Source organism: Pseudomonas sp. SJZ077 (assembly GCF_007993905.1).
Lineage (GTDB): Bacteria > Pseudomonadota > Gammaproteobacteria > Pseudomonadales > Pseudomonadaceae > Aquipseudomonas > Aquipseudomonas mandelii.
On the sequence record NZ_VIUJ01000007.1, the window covers coordinates 23,532 to 43,376 of the forward strand.

A 19,845-nucleotide genomic window follows, 5' to 3' on the forward strand; every position below is an offset into this window, starting at 1 on the left:
AGTAAAATTGCCCTGTTCCATTGTTCAGGAGTAAGCAGGCATGGTTGCCAGTCTGTCGGTAAATTCCGATTTAAGAATTATTACGCTTGAAAACTATGCGTTGGCTTATCTGATAGGCTCACACAAGAGAATTCGAATTTCCTTTCCCGTTGTCGAGTATCTACTTGGCTTTTCCGCGCGTTCAATCCCGCCTGAAACAGACAGTGGGTCGTTATCCGATTTGCTGGAAAAGTTGATAGGTAGCGGGTTTGTCAAACTAAGCGATAGCGCCACTGTCAGTGAAGATAGAACCGCTGAGTTGGAAAGCTACAACTGGAAAAGTGCTTCAGACTATTTGAACGTCACGCACAATTATCCGTTTTTTGAATACGACAAGGACGGTCGCACCAAAGACAATAACCGGATGCAAGCGTATCTGGCCATGGAAGAGGAAATGGAGCGTTTCAAAGCCTACCCTGACGCCCCGATCTCGGTGCAGGGCGTTAACCCGCAACGCAGTGCAGCACTCATCAGCGCTGGCGGCACGGGAAGCGACCTGGAGAACATCCTGAGTGCAGTGAGTCTCAGCCTGGGTGTACAAAAGGAAGCGCAACTCAATACGGGTGGTCGGGTATTCAAGAAGACTGTACCCAGCGGCGGCGGGCGGCATCCAGTCGAGGCTTATCTGGTGGACTTCGCCAATCAGACGGTCCTTCACTTCAATGCCGTGACGTATAGCTTTAATACCGTCAAACATGTTGAGACCCCGGATCTCTATACGCCGCTGTTTGGCGTCCGGGATTCGTATATTGATTTTTCTGTCAATTTCGCCGTTGTCTTTACCTGTCTCTGGGAACGCAATATGTTCCGTTATCGCGAGCCGAGAACATTCAGATCGGTTCATCTGGACGCCGGGCACGCTTCGATGCAAGTCGAAACGGCACTGCTGAAGATGAAGTACAGAAATCAAGCTCAATACAACCTTCAGGTGATAAATTTCGAACGTATGTTGGAACTCGATCCACTTGTGGAAGGGGTGATGAGTGCCGTCATGATCGGAGGGCAATCGAATGCTGCATGAAAGCCTGAAAAACGCTTATATATCGTTCGCCAAAAATTGTGACCATATTCTAGAGTTCAGTGACTTTAGCAGTGGCAGAAGTTTCGAAGTCGCGCCCTCTTTTTTTATCCGTCCCGACCATGCCGCCCGGCTCGCCGCGGTACGAAATGAAAGTACTCCGGCGACGGACACCCTGATTAATCCGCAGAGTATCTTGCATTGGTCTGACAGAGGATGGGAAGCGTGTATCCCATTCTACTTGTTGTCCAGAACCATCAAGTACGTTGATGATGATAAGGATCGGGTGAAGATTCTCGATAACAAGTATCTTGAATATGAGTCGGCTTCATTGTGCCCAGTACCGAAAGTTCCAGTGTTTATCGACAGCGTTCAACCCGTTCTTGCGCTGCGAAAAATTGCATCAGCCAGTAACGACTGGATCCCGGGTTTTCCGGAAAAAGCACTCAAGCGCAGGAGTCATCGACAATTCAAGGCACTCCCTCTTGAAGTTGATGAGTTTCTGGAAATATTGGCACACTCGGTATCGAGGTTGCTGGAAACACTGGACATGTGTCGGCGTCTGGAAGGCAGTCGCTTGAAATACACCAAGAATTTCGGTGCGGCATTTTCCGTGTATGTCGTGGTGTATGACGTTGTCGGTCTGACACCGGGGGTTTACTTTCTCGAACTCGAGAAACAGCGCTTGGGGTTGATCAAAGAGGGAGATTTCAGAGAGCCAATGTCTCGCATCATTTGGGGCATGGTCGCGCCCAGGACAGCCAATTACACGCTGGTGCTAACCGCAACACCCAGTTCCTATGCCTGGCGTTACCGACACGACAAAGCCTTGAGAAACCTGTTTATCGAGGCCGGGAGAATCATGCACATGCATGTCAACGCGTGCAGTGAATTCAATGTGCAGGGCGTTACCACCCCGGCGACAAGGGATGATGAACTTCGAGCGGTCCTGTCCATCGATCTGGCCAGCGACGAGATTCCTATGTACACGGCAACGATGGGGAAAGTCGGAAGCAGAAATGCCGACGCGTGACGATATCCTCAGCGATATCTTTTTTGTCATCACCGGGGCCGTGGATGTCATCAAAGGTATCAGCGTGCTGATGTTGATGACCGTCGCCTTTCCTGATCAGTTCAGTGTGTTGAGTGTAAACATAGACATTATGTCCGCGTTGATTCCGTTTGCATCGCCCTGGGTCATTTCTTTTTTACAGTTGTCAAAAGTATCAAGGCATCGTGCCTACAGTAGATGCGCGGCCGCACTGTTAGTCGTCGGGACACTTATTTCCATTGTGTATATGCTGCTTTCACTCAGCATGATTGAGGAGAGTCGCGATAACGCGGGTCTGCTGATATTTCTGTTACTTAGAATGGTATCCGTCTGCGTTCTGGTATTCGCTTCACTCAATCAGGCCTACTTGATGTTGCTGGGGTATGGTCGGACAGTGTTCTGGCTGCAGATGGGCGTGTGGTTGTGCAACATCGGACTTTACTTGACGCTGTGGCTGAGCGGTATGGGGTTTTCGTATGTCGTGGCAGGCCTGGGGATGGTGGCAATCGACCTGGCGTTATTTGTGGTCGGCATGTCGATACTTAAAACCTCCGGAAATATCAGCATTAAACCGATAAGACCCTCGTTGATGTTCAGTTTGAAAATCAGACGGATTGTCTTGCCGGAATTGTCCACGGTGGCCAGTATTTCACTGTCCGGTTTATTGTTGAGCGTTGTGGCGTTCAAGATAGCGCCTGAAGACTTCGCTGATTTTCGCATTCCCTTTGCGTTTCAAATGGCCTGCTGGATGATCTGTGCGCGTGCTGCCGTGTTGATCATTCGTCGAAATTCAGCGCAAGACTCTGCGCTGTTTTTCAGGGCGATTATTTATACGTTCAAGGTCACCTGGTTTGTTCCGTTCGGCCTGGCATTGATCGCCAGTGTTCTGGTAAATCAAATATCGCCGGGGCAATTCATTCATTCGCTGGTGGCGATGACCTACTACCCGGCCATGGTCATTGTTATCTCGCTGAATGGGGTGTTTCGGCTGAACGCGATGAACAGGGTTATTTCCGCCGCCAATAAATGGCTGTTGGTTTTCTATTTTGTGCCTTTGAGTGCGTTGATCTATTTTGGCTATATTGGAGCGGCGCAGATTATCCATTTCGTGGGCATCAGTTATATGGCCAGGCTGTTGTTGATGTATCACTTGTACAGGAAAAGGATTTTTCTGGATGATAATCGATGCCTTGTTTGAGTCAAAAAAATCACTGTACAGGTATGACGCGGATACGGGTCGGCTGCTGTTTTCACAGAATGAGCGTTTGTTCGAAAGGCTGACGGACGAGGGAGTCGACAGCAGGGCGCAGGCTGCGAATTTGATGGCTGGCGCGATTTATGAATGTGAGCGCTGCAGAACCCACTACTCGAGCGGGGGAAAAACCGCCATCAATCAACGAATGCGAACCCAATCTGTATTGTTTGGTAAACCTCGACTCCGGTGTACGCCCCAGCTTGAAGAAGCCAGTGACCCAGCGGTTGCGGATTGTGTGTTCGAGGCCATCAGATTTGTTTTCAGGAACAACGCAATCACGTCGTGGGCAATCAAGGATCTGGGGCCAGGTGTTCGGCGTGTCTATCCCTCTAATGGCGCGGTCCATTCTTTGGAATGTCGATATACAGATAGGCACGGCCATTGTTTTCTTTATGACTCGTACCATGATCGGTTTTTCGTGATACACGACGCCACGACGATCGGTGAACGTCCAGGAAAGCTGGTCATTCAATGTGATTTCGAACGGCTGGCCGAACGCTATCGAGACGTGAGAAGTCTCAGCGCACTTTATATCGAGTTGGGCCATTCGATAGCGGCGTTATTTCATGCGCTGCAGGTCAGAAATAAAAACCCGGTGTCGCTCGAACTGAGCGGTTTTAAACCGACCATGAATTATTGCTGCTCATCCATGGCGATCATCACGCTATAAGGAGTGCGCATGCACAAGCTGATAAAACTGGACGAAGCGACGGTTGGGTTTATTGAGCTTGATATGCCGCTGTATTCGATTATTTACAGTTGCTGGCGAGAGGCGCGTACGTTGAATGTGCGGGAGTTTATACAACTGACTCGACGGATGATCGACGTGTCTGATAGTACCTGGTTGCAGCGTAAAACATCACGCGAGCTGGGATACGAAACAAGTAGTTGGCGTCTGGATGAAGTGAAGCATCGTTGCATGGCACTGATAGAAAAGTGGGGTGACCCCCAGCTGGACATTGTTCAAGTCTCCTCGGAGGACGTGATATTTCAGCAGTTACAGAAATCACTTGAAGATGAAGTCAATGTGGGAAGGCAGGCTTTATTATTTTTGTTTATATCGACACGTTCAGTCGAATCGGATAAGCGGGTGAATTGGTTGCGCGCGGGGTTCATGGCTCAACAACTCAGTGTCATTGCTGCTGACGGCGGACTCGGCAGTTTTGCCAGTCATGGTCATGAACATCCGAGCAGTGAAGCGTATGGCGGGCTAAATATTGAATACGTGTTATGGATTGGATAGGGAGATTGAGATGAGTCTGGGCGCTGACGATGTAAAAATCTACGACGGGATAATATCGACAGAGTTGGCAAGTCAGTTGAGCTCGCTGGCTAAAAAACCGATCTGGCAGTACGGCTGGCGTTCTAATGTTCAAAACGATAATTATTTTTTCTGGCACTCGCACTTTGCCGGTGGAGATACCAGTAGCGAGACGGATAGCGCCGCTATTTTAGCCGACAGGCAGGGGCTGCAATCGGTCAGCGCGCTATGGCTACAGATCGAAGCAGCCATTGGTTCATCGCAGAATCTGCTTAGGGCGTACGCCAATGGACATACCTACGGCACGGAAGGGTATGCGCATAAAGACAGTAGCCGAGAGGACTATCTGTCTTCGATCTATTTTGCCCATGACGACTGGCAACAAGACTGGGGGGCCGAGCTCCTGTTTTACGGTGAGGGTGGGGAAATCTTAAAGTCAGTGGCCCCTCTGCCAGGGCGCATCGTTATATTTCCCGGGTGCATTCTTCACCGCGCCAGCTCCCCCAGCAGGATTTGCCCCATGCTGCGGGTCAGTTTTGTTTTCAAGTCATCGCCCAAGTAAGCGCTGGTAGCGTGCCTTTGTGTGGGCGAAAGGGCTCAGTCTTCCTTTTTCATCAGCCCCGCCAACGCCGCAAACGGGTTATGCGTCGCCTTGGCGATTTTCGGCGTGCTCAGCGAGCCTTCGTGAAAATACTGCTGGTCGGTATACCGCGAGTGTTCGTTGTCGTGGCAATACAGGCACAACAATTCCCAGTTCGAGCCGTCCTGCGGGTTGTTGTCGTGGTTGTGGTCGCGGTGGTGCACGGTCAACTCGCTCAGGCGTTTGCCGGAGAACTCGCGGGCGCAGCGGCCGCACACGTGCGGGTACATCTTCAGGGCTTTGTCGCGGTAACCCATTTCCTTGTCGCGCTGGTTGTCGGCGAGGATGCGATCCAGCTTCGAGGTATTGGTCGGCGTTGACGAACTCATGGGTTCACCTTTGTAAAAGACTAATGACGGTTATGGCGTGAGTTTAGCTCAGCCCTTGAGCTTCTCGGCAATCCAGATGGTGTGGCGGGTGCCTTTGTTGCCGTGGGCGAAGACCTGGACTTCTTCGGCCTTGAAACCGGCCTTCTTCAGCTTGTCGGAAAACTGCTTGTCGGCGCTGGCCGACCACACCGCCAGCACGCCTTTGGGCCGCAGGGCCTTGGCGCAGGCGCTCAGGCCACCGGCTGAGTAAAGCCAGCTGTTGGCCCGTTGGGTCAGGCCTTCGGGGCCGTTGTCGACGTCGAGCATGATCGCGTCGAAACCTTGCGGCTCGGCTTGCAGGACTTTGGCCACGTCTTCCATGCGAATCACGGTGCGCGGGTCGAGCAGCGGATTGCCGGCTTTCTCGCCCAACGGCCCGCGATTCCATTCCACCACGCCAGGCACCAGCTCGGCGACCACCACTTCAGCGGTCTTGCCCAAATGCTTGAGGGCCGAAGCGAGGGTAAAACCCATGCCGAGGCCGCCGATCAGCACTCGCGAGTTCGGCCGGCCGGCCACTTTGCGACACGGGATCTCGGCCAGGGCATCTTCTGAGCCGTGCATGCGGGTGTTCATCAATTGCCCGCCGTCGCCGCCCTGGATCTTGATGACGAAATCCTCGCCATACTCGAACAGGCACAAGGCGCCGCCGTTTTCAGGGATAGGGGCGGTGTCGAGCAGAACGAAACGTTTCATGGAAATCTCAAATTGGGGGAAGGCAAACAGAGGCAGTTGGGAGTAGCCTGCCAATGACAACAAGGCCAACGGAGCCATTGATGAAGCGCACCATTCTAACGGTCATTGCCTTGGCCGCGCTCTCGATAAGTGCAGTGCAGGCCCAGCAGTTGCAAACCATTCCAGCAAGCCCTGCGCCGATGCCCGGTTCGCCCGGCACGGCGACCCCGACGCCGTATCCGCCCATCACCCCGACCACCTTGCCCAAGGCCGGGCCTGGCAGTGGCGGCCCACCGCTGGTGCCGATCGAGATGCCCAGTCCGCCGACCAAGGATCAACCGGTGCCGGGGATTGAGCCGAACAACACAAAAACCAAAACCCCAGGCGGTTAAACCTGCTGCGAGAGCAGTTGCCCGTCGGCCATGCGCAAGCGTTTGGAAAGGGCGACGGCGAGGGCGCGGATGATCTTGGCGGCGATTTTCGGCGCCTCGTTGATCATTTTTTCCAGAGAGTCCTTACCCAGGTTCAGCAGTTGGCAGTTGCTGGCGGCCACGCAACTGGCCGAGCGGCGTTCGCCATCAAGCACCGCCATTTCGCCGAACGAGCGACCGCTGCGCAGGGTGGCCATGGTCACCAGCTGCCCGTCGCCGTTGGTCTTCTGCACCGACACCTGGCCGGTATGGATGATGCACATGAAACTGCCGGCATCACCCTCATGGAAAATCTCTTCGCCTTCGGCGATGGTGCTGATGCTGAAGTAGCCGGAGGCCGCAGCGAAGTCTGCCGGCAGCAATTGATCGAACAGGCCGCAGTCCATCAGCCAGTCGCGGATTTCGTTGTTCAGTAAGGTCGGTTCTGACATGTTGGCACGGTCTTTTTCTTGTGTCTGGTTCCGGTTGTTCGGGACATCCCCAATCCCTGTGGGAGCGAGCCTGCTCGCGATTGCAGTGTGCCAGTCACGCAATTATTGACTGAAAGTCCGCTATCGCGAGCAGGCTCGCTCCCACAAGGGAGTTGTGTTGTATTGGGCCCGGTGTCTGGTCTTAAGACCGAAACACCGGGCCAAGTTCCTCAGGCAATCCCCAAAACCTTGAAAACAAATGCGTATTCGAGTGCTACGTCACGCAATCCCTGATAACGACCGCTCATCCCGCCATGCCCGGCGCCCAGTTCAGTCTTGAGCAACAGGGGATTGGTGTCGGTTTTGGTCGCGCGCAATTTCGCCACCCACTTCGCCGCTTCCCAGTACTGCACGCGGCTGTCGTTGTAGCCGGCGATCACCAGGGTCGCCGGATAGGCTTGCGCGGTGACGTTTTCGTAAGGGGCATAGGCCTTGATCCGCTCATAAACGTCCGGTTCTTCAGGATTGCCCCACTCGTCGTATTCGGTGACGGTCAACGGCAGGTCCGGGTCGAGCATGGTGTTGAGCACGTCGACGAACGGCACTTCGGCAATGGCCGCGCCAAACAGCTCGGGTCGCTGATTGAGCACCGCGCCGATCAGCAAACCGCCGGCACTGCCGCCGCTGATCGCCAATTGTGCTGAGGTGGTGAAGCCGTTGTCGATCAGGTGCTCGGCACAGGCGATAAAGTCGCTGAAGGTGTTGTGCTTGTGTTCCTGCTTGCCGGCGCGATACCAGGCCTCGCCCAGTTCACCGCCGCCCCGTACGTGGGCAATCGCAAACGCCACGCCGCGATCCAGCAAGCTCAAGCGGGCATGAGAGAACCACGGGTCAAGGCTTTCGCCATAAGCGCCGTAGCCGTACAGGTATAGCGGCGTCGGCTGACCGAGGGCTTCGCGCTTGACCACCAGGCTGATCGGCACTTGCGTGCCATCGGGTGCCGTCGCCCACAGGCGCTGGCTGACGTAGGCGTCGGCGTCGAACGGGCCGAGCACCGGGGTTTCCTTGAGTACTTTCTGCTCGCCACTGTCCAGCTCCAGCTGGCGAATTTGCGCCGGACGGTTCAGGGCTTCGTAACGCAGACGGATCCGCTCGCTGACAAACTCCAGGCTGTTCTGCACATGCAGGCTGTACGCCGCATCCGGCAGTTGCACACGGTAGCTCGGCAAATCCTGCGGGTGGACTTCAATCACCGGCAAGCCACCGACCCGCAGGCTCAACGTCATCGCGCCGACGTTCAGGCTCATGCCCTCTATCATCGTGCTGTCGCTGTGAGGGATCAGGTTCTGCCAGTCGGCCTCGGTGGGCGCAACACCGGTATCGACGGCGGTGTACAGAGCAAAGTTGATGCCGTCGCGGTTGGTGCGGATGAACCAGGCCCACTCGCCGTTCAGCGTGCCGTGGTCGACGTCGTATTCATGGTCTTCAACCCGTGGCGCCAGGCAAGTGAAGGCCTGCTGCGGCTGCGAGGCGTCGAGGGCCCAGACTTCGCTGGTGGTCTTGCTGCTCAGCGACAGCAGCAATTGCTGTTCGGAACTGGAGCGATAGCAATGCAGGAAGAAGCGGCCGTCCGGCTCGTTGAACACTTCCTCGGCCGCCGTGCCGTCCAGTCGATAGCGCAGCAGTTTGTGCGGACGGTGGGTGTCGTCCAGCTCGCCGAAAAACAGCGTCAGGCTGTCATTGGCCCAGGTCATGCTGCCGTCGCAATCCTGGAACTCAAGTTCGCTGACACGGCCGTTGGACAATTCCTTCACGAACAGCGTGTAGATCTCATCGCCCGTGGAATCGATGCTGTAGGCCAGGCGCTGGTGATCCGGGCTGACGCTGAAGGCGCCGAGGGAAAAGAAGCCGCCATTGGCCAGTTCGTTCGGGTCCAGCAGCAGCTGTTCCTGGCTTTCGTCGAGTTGCAGGCTGTCATCGGCCGGGCGTGGGCAGCGGTAGTGGCGGGCGTATTCGTCACCGGCGGTGGTGCGCGTGTAATACAGGTACGGGCCCCAAGGGGAGGGCAGCGACAGGTCGGTTTCGAGAATCCGGCCCTTGATCTCCTCGAACAGGGTTTCGCGCAGCCTGGCCTGATCGGCGGTCTGCGCCTCTTGGTAGCTGTTTTCAGCCTTGAGGTAGTCGAGCACCGCGTCGGTGTCGCGCTCCTGCAGCCAGGCATACGGGTCAGGGCCGTCGGCCTTGTGGGCAATCGGGGCGCTGGTGACGTTGGCGGATAAGGGCATGAAGGACTCTCGGACGTTGTACGAAAAATAGGGTTTTGCAGGCGCAATGCAAATATTGATGCCTGTGCAGACCCTGTAGGAGTGAGCCTGTGTGGCCAGGGAGCTTGCTCCCGCTGGGTTGCGAAGCGACCCCAAAAGCGCTGCGACTGCTTCGCAGCCGAACGGGAGCAAGCTCCCTCGCCACAGTTCGCTCCCACATGGATTACGCCTGACGGGCGAAAAGTCGTTACTATAAGCGCCTCTTTGCCTGCCTTGCCATGGACACCATGACCGAGAACGACTATCTGATCGCTTGGGGCCTCTACGCCTTTGCCGCTTTAGGCTGCCTGTTGGTGTGGATGCGCATCACCCGCTGGATGTGGCGTTGGCTGCGTGAACCGCTGCGGCTGCTGGTCGCCGTACTGCTATTCAGCCCGACCATCATCGACCCGGTGAAGGAAAAAGTGGCCCCGGCCATCGCCATCACTGCGCTCGATCTGCTGTTCAAGGTGGGCAACAACGCCTGGCGGGCGGTTTCCGACCTGTTCATGTACGGCATGATCGCTTTTGGCATTTATCTGGTGTTCGTGGCGATCCGGTTCCCTATTGAACGGGCTTCCAACGCTCGCAAGGAACAGGCCGCCGCCGCCAAGGCCGCCGCCCGGGTCGACGATCCTGACGACGATCATCCGTTCGGCGGTGCCGGCGATGATCGTTACGGTCGTCCGCCAGTGCCGAGCAACCCTCAGCGATTGCGGGTCGAACCGCGTTTGTAATCCGGCCTTGAAGCGAGAGTCCGAGCATGTGTGAGTTATTGGGCATGAGCGCCAATGTGCCGACCGATATCGTGTTCAGCTTCACCGGGCTGATGCAGCGCGGCGGCCGCACCGGTCCGCACCGTGACGGTTGGGGCATCGCTTTCTATGAGGGGCGCGGTCTGCGGTTGTTTCAGGACCCGGCGGCCAGCAGCGAGTCAGAAGTGGCGAACCTGGTGCAGCGCTATCCGATCAAAAGCGAAGTGGTGATCGGGCATATCCGTCAGGCCAACGTGGGCAAGGTCTGTCTGTCCAACACGCACCCTTTCGTGCGTGAGCTGTGGGGCCGCAACTGGTGTTTCGCCCATAACGGTCAGCTGGCGGATTTTCAGCCGATCAAAAGCTTTTATCGCCCCGTCGGTGACACCGACAGCGAAGCGGCGTTCTGTGACCTGCTCAATCGGGTGCGCGCAGCGTTTCCAGAACCGGTCGAAATCGAAGCGCTGCTGCCGGACCTGGTCGCCGCTTGCGCCGAATACCGCAGCAAAGGCGTGTTCAACTGCCTGTTGAGCGACGGCGACTGGCTGTTCTGCTATTGCTCGACCAAATTGGTCCAGATCACCCGTCGCGCGCCATTCGGCCCGGCGCGGTTGAAGGATGTCGATGTGATCGTCGATTTCCAGGCCGAAACCACGCCCAACGATGTGGTCACGGTGATCGCCACCGAACCTTTGACCGAAAACGAAACCTGGACCCGCTACGAACCGGGCCAATGGAGCCTCTGGCGACGCGGCGAATGCGTCAGCCAGGGCAAGACCGAATAAGGATCTCACCCGATGTTGCTCAGTTATCTACGGCTGGTGTTGTTTGCGGCGGGCCTGTTGATCGGTGTCCAGGTGCCGGGGTTCATCAGCGATTACGCGAAACGGGTCGAAGCGCATCTGATTGAGGCGCAAACCAGCCTGAGCGGTTTCCAGGGCACCGCCAATCAGTTCTTCAAGGGCGATATGCAGGCGCTGGTCGCCCATTACCGCGGCAGTGAGGACCCGATTTTCCGCAGCGACGCCGAGAGCCTGAGCACCTTGCTCAGCCGTCAGGTGGCGCTTGATAAACAGTTCCACGCCATGCAGGGCCCGTGGTACATCCGTGTCTTGCAAGTCGCATTGGCGGCGGATCCGGATATTCGCAAGGAAACCTGGAATGGCTACAGCTACCAGATCCTGCTGACACCGGAAGCGATGATCTGGGGCATGAGCGGTGCGTTGCTGCTGTCCTTCGGCATTGAATGCCTGTTCCGTCTGATCGACTGGGTGGTGCTGGGCGGCAAACGCTTGCGCCAGAGCCGGCCGATCGAAGATCGGGATGTGCGCGGCCTGTAACACTGATCGCTCCCACGCAGAGCGTGGGAGCGATCATCATCAGCGCCGATCAGCGTGCGAGGACGATGTAGTCTTCACCCACCTTGCGCGCATACCCCTCCAGCACCTGCTGACACAACGCAACAATCTCCTCGACCCACTCCACACCCACCCGCCACGACACCACGACCTGCAAATTAGGCAGCTGTTGATCGATGGCCAGCAAGGTCAATTCCCCCCGCGCCAGTTCCTCGGCCACCAGAACCGGCGGCAACGCACCAATGCCGAATCCGTCGCGCAGCAATCGGGTGATCGCCGACACCGAGTTCACGCAGTTCAGCCGCGGCGTCATGACCCCGTTCGCCTGCATCAGACTCAGAATGTCCTGATGTGGATGTGAGTTTTTCGAGTAGGTAATGATCCGCTCGCGCGCCAGATCGGCAATGCCGGTGTACCCACGGTTGTAGATCGAATTGCTGGCGACAATCCAGCCCATCGGATGGCTCGCCAGTTCAAGGCTGCGCACGCTTTCCTGACGCACCAGATCGGTTTGCAGGATCAGATCGAGAAAGCCTTTTTGCAGCTGATCGCAGAGGTTGAGCGCCGTATCGGCCACCAGCTCGATTTCCACCCGCGGATAGTGATCCATCATCTGTGCCACCAACGGGCTCAGCCACGTGTGAATCACCGTGTCCATCACGCCGATCCGCACGCGTCCGACCTTGCTCGAGCGCGTCTCGATCGACTGCTTGAGGGCTTGCATGGTGTCCATCATCTGCTCGGCGTATTCGAGCACTTTCAAGCCTTCGGGCGTCAGGCTCACCCCCCGCGAGTCGCGCAGAAACAACTTCACCCCGAGCTCGCCTTCGAGCACCGCGATGCGGCTGGAAATCGACGCCTGGGTGGTAAAGAGCTTGTCTGCCGTCAGGCGGAAACTCTTGAGTCGGGCGACCCAGACAAAGGTCTCGAGAAACTTCAGGTTCATGGCGTTAAGTTTTTCTTATGCCTAGGGCGGGTTTTTATTAGTTGGACGCAGCAGGGCCGGACAACCAAAAATCAGGCCATCCGGTTCCCACGATAGGCGTCGTCGGGGCTCAGAACAATACCAATAAAAATTGCACGGAGAGTTGCCATGAGTGCGCCCGACACGCTCGACATCCCCAAAGCCACGTCTCGGCCGGGACCTTTCGACTGGTACCGCAACATCAATCAGCAGGAACGCCGTACCTTCTGGAGCTGCAAGATCGGCTATGGCCTGGACGGCATGGACACCCAGATGCTCAGCTTCGTGGTGCCGACCCTGATTGCCATGTGGGGCATCACGACTGGCGAGGCCGGGCTGATCCATACCAGCACGCTCATTGCGTCGGCCATTGGTGGTTGGGTGGCGGGGATTCTGTCGGACCGCATCGGCCGTGTGCGCACCTTGCAACTGACGGTGCTGTGGTTCGCCTTCTTCACCTTCCTCTGCGGCTTCGCGCAAAACTACGAGCAACTGTTGATCAGCCGTACCTTGATGGGCTTCGGTTTTGGCGGTGAGTGGACCGCCGGCGCAGTGCTGATGGGCGAGGTGATTCGCGCCAAGGACCGCGGCAAGGCCGTGGGCATGGTGCAATCGGGCTGGGCGCTGGGTTGGGGGCTGACGGCGATTCTCTACGCGCTGTTGTTCTCGATATTGCCGCCGGAAGATGCCTGGCGTGCGCTGTTCATCCTCGGCATCGTGCCGGCGATTTTCGTGATTTTCGTCCGTCGACTGGTCAAGGACCCGGAAATCTACCGCGAAGCCAAGGCCAAGCAGGAGCCGGGCAACGCCGCGAAGTTCTACGAGATCTTCGCCCCCGGTATCCTCTTCACCACGATTCGCGCTTCGGTGCTGACCACGGGCGCACTGGGCGGTTACTACGCGATCACGTCCTGGCTGCCGACGTTTCTGAAAAACGAACGCGGTTTAAGCGTACTCGGCACGGGCGGTTATCTGGCGATGGTGATCGTCGGTTCCTACGTCGGCTACGTCATCAGTGCCTATTTGACGGACATCCTCGGCCGCAAACGAAACTTCATCCTGTTCGCCGTCGGCTCGTTCACCATCGTGTTGCTCTACACCCAGTTGCCGGTCAGTAACGGCGTGATGCTGTGGCTGGGCTTCCCGCTGGGCTTCTTCGCCTCGGGGATTTTCAGTGGCATGGGCGCGTTTTTGACCGAGCTGTTTCCGACACGGATTCGCGGTTCGGGGCAGGGCTTTTGCTACAACATCGGCCGGGCACTGGCGGCGTTGTTTCCGTTGCTGATCGGTTTGATGAGCCAGAAGGTGCCATTGAGCGTAGGCATCGGGGCGTTTGCGGCGGTGTCCTACGGTGTGGTGATCCTTGCTGCGTTGAGCTTGCCGGAAACCCGTGGCAAACAACTTGAAGCCGAGTAGCTGATAATCTGCGGGCATCTGCCCGACAGCAAAAAAAGAAAATGCCTACAGGAGTGTTCACCGTGAGCCGCCTGCTATTGAATTGCGACATCGGCGAGAGTTTCGGCAACTGGACCATGGGTCTGGACGCCGAGGTCATGCCCTTCATCGATTGCGCCAACATCGCCTGCGGCTTCCATGCCGGCGACCCGAGCATCATGCGCAAGACCGTCGGCCTGGCCCTGAGTAACGGCGTGCAGATCGGCGCGCACCCGGCCTATCAGGACCTGGTGGGTTTCGGCCGCCGCTCCATGGCCTACACCGCCCAGGAACTCCAGGACATTTTGCATTACCAGATCGGCGCCCTCGACGGCATCTGCCGGGCCCAAGGCGGGCGCGTCAGTTACGTCAAACCCCACGGCGCAATGTACAACGACATGATGGCCAACCCGGCGCAATTGCGCGCGGTGCTTCAGGCCGTGGCGGCGTATGACCGGACCTTGCCGCTGATGCTCATGGCCACGCGCGACAACAGCGCCGCCCAGCAACTGGGTGATGAATACGGCGTGACCTTGTGGTTCGAAGCCTTCGCCGACCGTGCCTACGACAGTGCCGGCATGCTGGTTTCACGGCAACTGCCGGGGGCGGTGCACCACGATCCCGAAACCATTATCGAGCAAGCGCTGACCATCGCCCGTGGCGACAACCTCACCGCCAGCGACGGCAGCGCCTTGCACTTGCAGGCCAACACCTTGTGCGTCCACGGTGACAACGCCAGTTCGGTGGCGGCGGTGCGGCGGATTCGCGAAGCCCTTGATCAGCAGAGCGCACCATGAAACCGCGGGTTGAGGTGGTGGCGCTGGATTGCCTGATGGTGCGTCTGTTCGATGAAATTGCCGAAGCCAACATGCCGTGGATGCTGGCGGCCAGCGAAAACCTGCGCGCTGCGTTTGCCGGGCATCTGATCGATCTGGTGCCGTCTTACACGACGTTGATGGTGCATTACGACCTGACGGCGTTGAGTCCGGCTCAAGCCCGGGAATTGATCGCCCAAGCGCTGATCGACCTGTCGCCCAACGCGAACACTCGCGGTAAATGCCATGTGCTGCCGGTCTGGTATGACTTGAGCGTCGGTCCGGAGTTGAGCTTGTTGTCTCAGCGCAGCGGGCTGTCGGTGGGCGAGGTGATCCGCCGCCACAGCGAGCGCGAGTATCAAGTGTTCGCGCTGGGTTTCGCGCCGGGGTTCGCTTTCATGGGGCTGGTGGAAGAAGTGCTCGCCGCGCCGCGCCTGAATACGCCGCGTAAAAAGGTGGCGGCCGGCAGTGTCGGCATCGCCGAGCGGCAAACCGCCGCCTACCCGGTGGTGTCCCCCGGCGGCTGGAACCTGATCGGCCGCACGCCCGCCAAATTGTTCGACCGCGAACGCGATGGTTACAGCCTGATGCAACCGGGTGACACCGTGCGCTTTGAAGCGGTCGACCATGCGCAGTTCATCAACCTGGGCGGTGACGACACGCCATTGGAGGCCCAGGCATGAGCCGTCTATTGATTGAGGCGAGTACGCCGCTGTGCCTGTTGCAGGACGCGGGTCGTTTCGGCGTGCGGCATCTGGGTGTGACCCAGGGCGGCGGGCTGGATTGGCGTTCGATGTCGTGGGCCAATTGGTTGTTGGGCAATGGCCTTGATGCGCCGGTGATTGAAATCACCCTCGGCGGTTTCAGCGTCGTAGCCGAGGAAGACTGCGTGTTGGCGCTGGCCGGGGCGGACCTGGGCGCGAAAGTGGATGGCGAGGCATTGGCGCCGTGGCGCAGTTTCCGGCTGAACAAGGGCCAGCGATTGCAATTCACTCAACCGCTGCTCGGGGCGCGAGCTTATCTGGCGGCACCGGGCGGGTTTGACGCGCCAAAAGTGTTGGGAAGCAGCGCGACGGTGGTCCGTGAAGAACTCGGCGGCCTGGATGGTATGGGCCGGCCACTGGCCAAAGGCGCGCCGTTGAGCTATCGCGGGAGTGCGCTGTTATTGCTGCGGGAGTTACCGGCAGAACACCGGCCTAACTTCAAAGCCGATTCGCCACTGGATGTGGTCCTCGGCGCGCAGATCGGTGAGTTCAGCGGGCAAAGTCTGTTCGATGCGTTTAATAGCATCTGGACCCTCGACAGCCGTGCCGATCGCATGGGCATTCGCTTGCTGGGAACGCCGTTGCAGTACCAGGGCCAGCCGATGATTTCCGAAGGCATCCCGCTAGGCGCGGTCCAGGTCCCGCCGGACGGGCAGCCGATTGTGTTGCTCAATGATCGGCAGACCATTGGCGGTTATCCGCGATTGGGGGCGTTGACGCCGTTGGCACTCGCGCGGCTGGCGCAGTGCTTGCCGGGGGCGAAAGTGCGGTTGCGGCCTGTGGTGCAGGAGGTGGCGCATCGCGAACAGGTCGAGTATTTGCAGCGATTTTCAAACCGCTAAAAGCTTCGCGGGCAAGCCTCGCTCCTACAGGGTTGGTGCACGATGCACGAACACAGAAACCTGTAGGAGCGAGGCTTGCCCGCGAAGACGCTTTCACAGACAACAAAAATCTCTATTTGGAAAGAAACCGCATCCCTTCCTCCAACCCCCGCAACGTCAACGGGTACATCTGGTCGTCAATCAGGTCCCGCACAATATTGGTCGACGACGTATACCCCCACGTATCTTTCGGATAGGGGTTGATCCAGATGACCTTCTTGTACTTCTCCATGAACCGCTGCATCCACACATAACCGGCTTCTTCGTTCCAGTGCTCGACGCTGCCGCCGGCCTGGGTGATTTCATACGGCGCCATCGCAGCGTCACCAATGAAGATCACTTTGTAGTCGGCGCCGTACTTGTGCAGCAGGTCCTGGGTCGACGTGCGCTCGGAAGTGCGGCGCATGTTGTTCTTCCACACAGACTCATAAATGAAGTTGTGGAAGTAGAAGTACTCCAGGTGCTTGAACTCGGTCTTGCAGGCAGAGAACAGTTCCTCGCAGATCTTCACATGCGCGTCCATCGAGCCGCCGATGTCGAACAGCAGCAACAGCTTGACGGTGTTACGCCGCTCCGGCCGCATCTGGATATTCAGCAGGCCGGCATCGCGCGCGGTGTGGTCGATAGTGCCGTCGATGTCCAGCTCTTCCGCCGCACCCTGACGGGCAAATTTGCGCAAGCGGCGCAGGGCGACCTTGATGTTGCGCGTGCCCAGTTCCACCGAATCGTCGAGGTTCTTGTACTCGCGCTGATCCCACACCTTGACCGCTTTGCCCTGGCGCTTGCCGGCATCGCCGACGCGAATGCCTTCCGGGTTGAAGCCGCCGGAGCCAAACGGACTGGTGCCGCCGGTGCCGATCCATTTGTTACCGCCGGCATGGCGTTCTTTCTGTTCTTCGAGGCGTTTCTTGAATTCTTCGATCAGCTTGTCCAGACCGCCGAGGGACTGGATCGCGGCCCGCTCTTCTTCGGTCAGGGAGCGTTCGAATTCCTTGCGCAGCCAATCTTCAGGAATCAACGCCTGAAGGTGATCGTCGAGTTTCTCCAGGCCATTGAAGTAGGCGCCGAACGCGCGGTCGAACTTGTCGAAATGCCGTTCGTCCTTCACCAGAATCGCCCGGGACAGGTAATAGAACTCGTCCATGTCGGCGAAGGTCACGCGTTGTTTCAGCGCATTGATCAGGTCCAGAAGCTCACGCACCGAGACCGGCACCTTGGCTGCGCGCATTTCATTGAACAGGTTGAGCAGCATGGCGATCAGCCTCTTAGCGGGTGCCGCGACGGCTCATGAACGCAAGGCGCTCAAGCAATTGAACATCCTGTTCGTTCTTCACCAGGGCGCCTGCCAAGGGTGGGATCGCTTTGGTCGGATCGCGTTCGCGCAGTACCGCTTCGCCGATGTTGTCGGCCATCAGCAGCTTCAGCCAGTCCACCAGTTCCGAGGTCGAAGGCTTCTTCTTCAGGCCCGGCACCTTGCGCACGTCGAAGAACACGTCCAGCGCTTCGCTGACCAGGTCTTTCTTGATGTTCGGGTAGTGCACGTCGACGATTTTCTGCAGCGTCACGCGATCCGGGAACGCGATGTAGTGGAAGAAGCAGCGGCGCAGGAAGGCGTCCGGCAGCTCTTTCTCGTTGTTGGAGGTAATGATGATGATCGGGCGTTTCTTGGCCTTGATGGTTTGGTCGATCTCGTAAACGTAGAACTCCATCTTGTCGAGTTCTTGCAACAGGTCGTTCGGGAACTCGATGTCGGCCTTGTCGATTTCGTCGATCAGCAGAATCACTCGCTCTTCGGACTCGAACGCTTCCCAGAGCTTGCCCTTTTTCAGGTAGTTGCGAACGTCGTGGACTTTTTCCGTGCCCAGTTGCGAGTCACGCAGGCGACTGACCGCGTCGTACTCGTACAGGCCCTGATGCGCCTTGGTGGTGGACTTGATGTGCCAGGTGATCAATTTCGCACCGAAGGACTCGGCCAACTGTTCGGCGAGCATGGTCTTGCCGGTGCCTGGCTCGCCCTTGACCAGCAGTGGACGCTCCAGGGTAATGGCGGCGTTGACCGCCAGCTTCAGGTCATCGGTGGCGACGTAGGCCTGGGTGCCTTCGAACTTCATCTGCTAATCCTCGAACGGTAAGCCGACCTGAATCAGGCAGGGCGGGGCGCAATAAGTGTAGGGCCCGACTATAACGCGCAGGCCGGTCGACTGTGAACGCAGACGGCTTATTCAGTCTCTGAATGGGGCGTCACTTGGTGACTTAACCCTGATCCGGTTTCGGCCGCTCATACCGGGCATTGAATGCCTGAACGAAACCATTGCGTAAAATCTGCAAAAACGCCTGGAACGCGCTGATATCTTGTCGATGCACGTTGCCGCTCAGTTCTACGCGAGTGGCAAACTGGTTCTTGCCCTGGTTTTTCAGCACGGTTTCGGAGCCGCCGACAATGGCCTCCCAGATGGACCGGAACAGCCCTTTGTCCTTGTTTTCCACGTCCTGCTGCCAGTTGAACACGTCCACGTCTTTGAGCAGCGGCTTGATATAGCCGGTCAATTGGGCTTTTTTGGCCTGCGCTTCAATGACTACATCGCCGTGACCGGCGTTGAAGTCGAATTTGCCATAGGCCGAGGCGAAGTCGTTCATGCGCTTGAGCTCGATATCCTTGGCGCGCAGGCGGAATTCGAAGTCTTCGAAATTGCTCAAGGGGTCGAAGGTGGCTGTGGTTTCCAGTGGGGCGTGGCCCAGCAACAGGGCCTTGCCTTCAAAGCGCGCGTCGCGCTTGCCTTCGGTATCGACCACGTTGGTCAGGTTATAGAGGCTGGCGTTGACCTGAGTGGCGTTCATGTTGACGGGGGGCTTGGAATTGAAGTTTCGAAAGTTGATCTTGCCGTCGTAGATGCGTATTTCGTTAAAGGTGAACGGCGCCAGTTTGCTCAACTGTGCGCGCCAGTCGGTGCCTTGACCGGTCTGGGAGTTTTGTTTGTTGGCGCCGCCGTCGACGAAGTTCACCTCAGGGTTGAAGAACTGCACTTCGGCCACCACAGCGCGGTCGGACCAGAGTGAGTGCCAACTGACAGACAGGTCGATTAGCGGTGCATTGACGAAAGGCACCGGGACCTTGCCGTCGACCTTGACGATTTTCAGCCCGTTGATCTTGTAGGCGCCGCGCCACAGCGCGAGGTCGACGTCGGTGACCTGGCCCCGGTAATCGCCCATGTCCGCCAGTTTCTCGTTCAAGTAATCGCGCACCAGGTAGGGCAGGGCGAAGTGCAGGGCAATCAGCAGCACAACGAGACCGGCGAGGGTCCACAGGGGCCAACGGTATCGACGTTTCATGGCGGCAAATCTCTGACGATGTAAAGCCATTGACTGCGGTGTTTACCGGACGTTCGACCTGACTGGACGACCACTGGCAACAGGCATACCTTT

The 19,845-nt window shown here is 57.6% G+C and carries 22 protein-coding genes; 14 read left to right on the forward strand and 8 right to left on the reverse strand.

The genetic code is table 11. The features are described 5' to 3' along the window. Positions 1-40: 40 nt before the first annotated feature. Genes FBY01_RS12595 through FBY01_RS12620 form a run of 6 tightly spaced genes read left to right on the forward strand, consistent with a single transcriptional unit; the run spans position 41 to position 5,186 of the window. Complete coding sequence (locus FBY01_RS12595; protein WP_077749172.1) at positions 41-1,060, forward strand: hypothetical protein; 1,020 nt, start codon at positions 41-43, stop codon at positions 1,058-1,060. Further along, positions 1,050-2,090 carry a nitroreductase family protein gene (locus FBY01_RS12600; RefSeq protein WP_077749171.1) on the forward strand — a complete coding sequence of 347 codons (1,041 nt, stop codon included), beginning with the start codon at positions 1,050-1,052 and terminating at the stop codon, positions 2,088-2,090. Before FBY01_RS12595 ends, FBY01_RS12600 begins: the two co-directional genes overlap by 11 nt. Beyond that, positions 2,077-3,306 carry a hypothetical protein gene (locus tag FBY01_RS12605; RefSeq protein ID WP_145308135.1) on the forward strand — a complete coding sequence of 410 codons (1,230 nt, stop codon included), beginning with the start codon at positions 2,077-2,079 and terminating at the stop codon, positions 3,304-3,306. The genes FBY01_RS12600 and FBY01_RS12605 overlap by 14 nt, the downstream gene beginning before the upstream one ends. Further along, complete coding sequence (locus tag FBY01_RS12610) at positions 3,284-4,033, forward strand: hypothetical protein (protein ID WP_077749169.1); 750 nt, start codon at positions 3,284-3,286, stop codon at positions 4,031-4,033. The genes FBY01_RS12605 and FBY01_RS12610 overlap by 23 nt, the downstream gene beginning before the upstream one ends. 9 nt (positions 4,034-4,042) lie before the next feature. After that, on the forward strand, positions 4,043-4,606 hold the full coding sequence (locus tag FBY01_RS12615) for a hypothetical protein (RefSeq protein ID WP_145308133.1): 564 nt from the start codon (positions 4,043-4,045) through the stop codon (positions 4,604-4,606). Between the two features lie 10 nt (positions 4,607-4,616). Then, the gene (locus tag FBY01_RS12620; RefSeq protein ID WP_145308130.1) at positions 4,617-5,186 is read left to right on the forward strand and encodes a 2OG-Fe(II) oxygenase; all 570 of its coding nucleotides are present in this window, start codon (positions 4,617-4,619) and stop codon (positions 5,184-5,186) included. Between the two features lie 35 nt (positions 5,187-5,221). On the opposite strand, the gene FBY01_RS12625 is transcribed toward FBY01_RS12620, so the two are convergent. Next, positions 5,222-5,593 carry a YajD family HNH nuclease gene (locus FBY01_RS12625; RefSeq protein ID WP_028624492.1) on the reverse strand — a complete coding sequence of 124 codons (372 nt, stop codon included), beginning with the start codon at positions 5,591-5,593 and terminating at the stop codon, positions 5,222-5,224. Positions 5,594-5,641: 48 nt separating this feature from the next. After that, complete coding sequence (locus FBY01_RS12630) at positions 5,642-6,328, reverse strand: spermidine synthase (RefSeq protein ID WP_027925870.1); 687 nt, start codon at positions 6,326-6,328, stop codon at positions 5,642-5,644. Between the two features lie 80 nt (positions 6,329-6,408). On the opposite strand from FBY01_RS12630, the gene FBY01_RS12635 reads away from it, so the two are divergent. Beyond that, positions 6,409-6,699, forward strand: coding sequence for a hypothetical protein (locus tag FBY01_RS12635; RefSeq protein ID WP_145308128.1), 291 nt, complete (start codon positions 6,409-6,411; stop codon positions 6,697-6,699). On the opposite strand, the gene FBY01_RS12640 is transcribed toward FBY01_RS12635, so the two are convergent. Both FBY01_RS12640 and FBY01_RS12645 read right to left on the reverse strand, forming a co-directional pair. After that, positions 6,696-7,169 (reverse strand): cyclic nucleotide-binding domain-containing protein, encoded by a 474-nt coding sequence (locus FBY01_RS12640; protein WP_077749165.1) that lies wholly within the window; start codon positions 7,167-7,169, stop codon positions 6,696-6,698. The two genes, FBY01_RS12635 and FBY01_RS12640, sit on opposite strands and share 4 nt — an antisense overlap. A 209-nt stretch (positions 7,170-7,378) precedes the next feature. Further along, the gene (locus tag FBY01_RS12645) at positions 7,379-9,433 is read right to left on the reverse strand and encodes a S9 family peptidase (RefSeq protein WP_145308126.1); all 2,055 of its coding nucleotides are present in this window, start codon (positions 9,431-9,433) and stop codon (positions 7,379-7,381) included. Between the two features lie 257 nt (positions 9,434-9,690). On the opposite strand from FBY01_RS12645, the gene FBY01_RS12650 reads away from it, so the two are divergent. From FBY01_RS12650 to FBY01_RS12660, 3 genes are read left to right on the forward strand one after another with little or no spacing between them, the layout of a single operon-like run. Next, positions 9,691-10,188 carry an MFS transporter gene (locus FBY01_RS12650; protein WP_145308124.1) on the forward strand — a complete coding sequence of 166 codons (498 nt, stop codon included), beginning with the start codon at positions 9,691-9,693 and terminating at the stop codon, positions 10,186-10,188. A 26-nt stretch (positions 10,189-10,214) separates the two neighbouring features. Beyond that, entirely contained in the window at positions 10,215-10,991 is a 777-nt protein-coding gene (locus FBY01_RS12655) for a class II glutamine amidotransferase (RefSeq protein ID WP_102595474.1), read from the forward strand. Positions 10,992-11,003: 12 nt separating this feature from the next. Continuing rightward, complete coding sequence (locus FBY01_RS12660) at positions 11,004-11,546, forward strand: DUF2937 family protein (RefSeq protein WP_145308122.1); 543 nt, start codon at positions 11,004-11,006, stop codon at positions 11,544-11,546. Between the two features lie 49 nt (positions 11,547-11,595). Here FBY01_RS12660 and FBY01_RS12665 read toward each other — a convergent pair whose 3' ends face one another. Further along, positions 11,596-12,510: a LysR family transcriptional regulator gene (locus tag FBY01_RS12665; protein WP_010462116.1), complete on the reverse strand. Its 915-nt coding sequence runs from the start codon at positions 12,508-12,510 to the stop codon at positions 11,596-11,598. A gap of 147 nt (positions 12,511-12,657) precedes the next feature. Between FBY01_RS12665 and FBY01_RS12670 the strand changes: the two genes are divergently transcribed. From FBY01_RS12670 to FBY01_RS12685, 4 genes are all read left to right on the forward strand, one after another. Beyond that, complete coding sequence (locus FBY01_RS12670) at positions 12,658-13,944, forward strand: MFS transporter (RefSeq protein ID WP_145308120.1); 1,287 nt, start codon at positions 12,658-12,660, stop codon at positions 13,942-13,944. Positions 13,945-14,006: 62 nt separating this feature from the next. Next, a complete protein-coding gene (locus FBY01_RS12675) occupies positions 14,007-14,759 on the forward strand; it encodes a 5-oxoprolinase subunit PxpA (protein WP_083374801.1) in 753 nt (250 codons plus the stop codon). Continuing rightward, positions 14,756-15,460: a 5-oxoprolinase subunit PxpB gene (gene pxpB, locus FBY01_RS12680; RefSeq protein ID WP_145308118.1), complete on the forward strand. Its 705-nt coding sequence runs from the start codon at positions 14,756-14,758 to the stop codon at positions 15,458-15,460. Before FBY01_RS12675 ends, pxpB begins: the two co-directional genes overlap by 4 nt. Continuing rightward, positions 15,457-16,383 (forward strand): biotin-dependent carboxyltransferase family protein, encoded by a 927-nt coding sequence (locus tag FBY01_RS12685; RefSeq protein ID WP_145308116.1) that lies wholly within the window; start codon positions 15,457-15,459, stop codon positions 16,381-16,383. The genes pxpB and FBY01_RS12685 overlap by 4 nt, the downstream gene beginning before the upstream one ends. A gap of 112 nt (positions 16,384-16,495) precedes the next feature. Here the strand turns inward: FBY01_RS12685 and FBY01_RS12690 are convergent, their stop codons facing one another. From FBY01_RS12690 to FBY01_RS12700, 3 genes are all read right to left on the reverse strand, one after another. Next, positions 16,496-17,674, reverse strand: a complete 1,179-nt coding sequence (locus tag FBY01_RS12690) for a VWA domain-containing protein (protein WP_077749161.1) — start codon at positions 17,672-17,674, stop codon at positions 16,496-16,498. 13 nt (positions 17,675-17,687) lie between these two features. Continuing rightward, the gene (locus FBY01_RS12695) at positions 17,688-18,533 is read right to left on the reverse strand and encodes a MoxR family ATPase (protein ID WP_145308114.1); all 846 of its coding nucleotides are present in this window, start codon (positions 18,531-18,533) and stop codon (positions 17,688-17,690) included. Between the two features lie 142 nt (positions 18,534-18,675). Beyond that, a complete protein-coding gene (locus FBY01_RS12700; RefSeq protein ID WP_010462103.1) occupies positions 18,676-19,752 on the reverse strand; it encodes a DUF748 domain-containing protein in 1,077 nt (358 codons plus the stop codon). Positions 19,753-19,845: the final 93 nt, after the last annotated feature.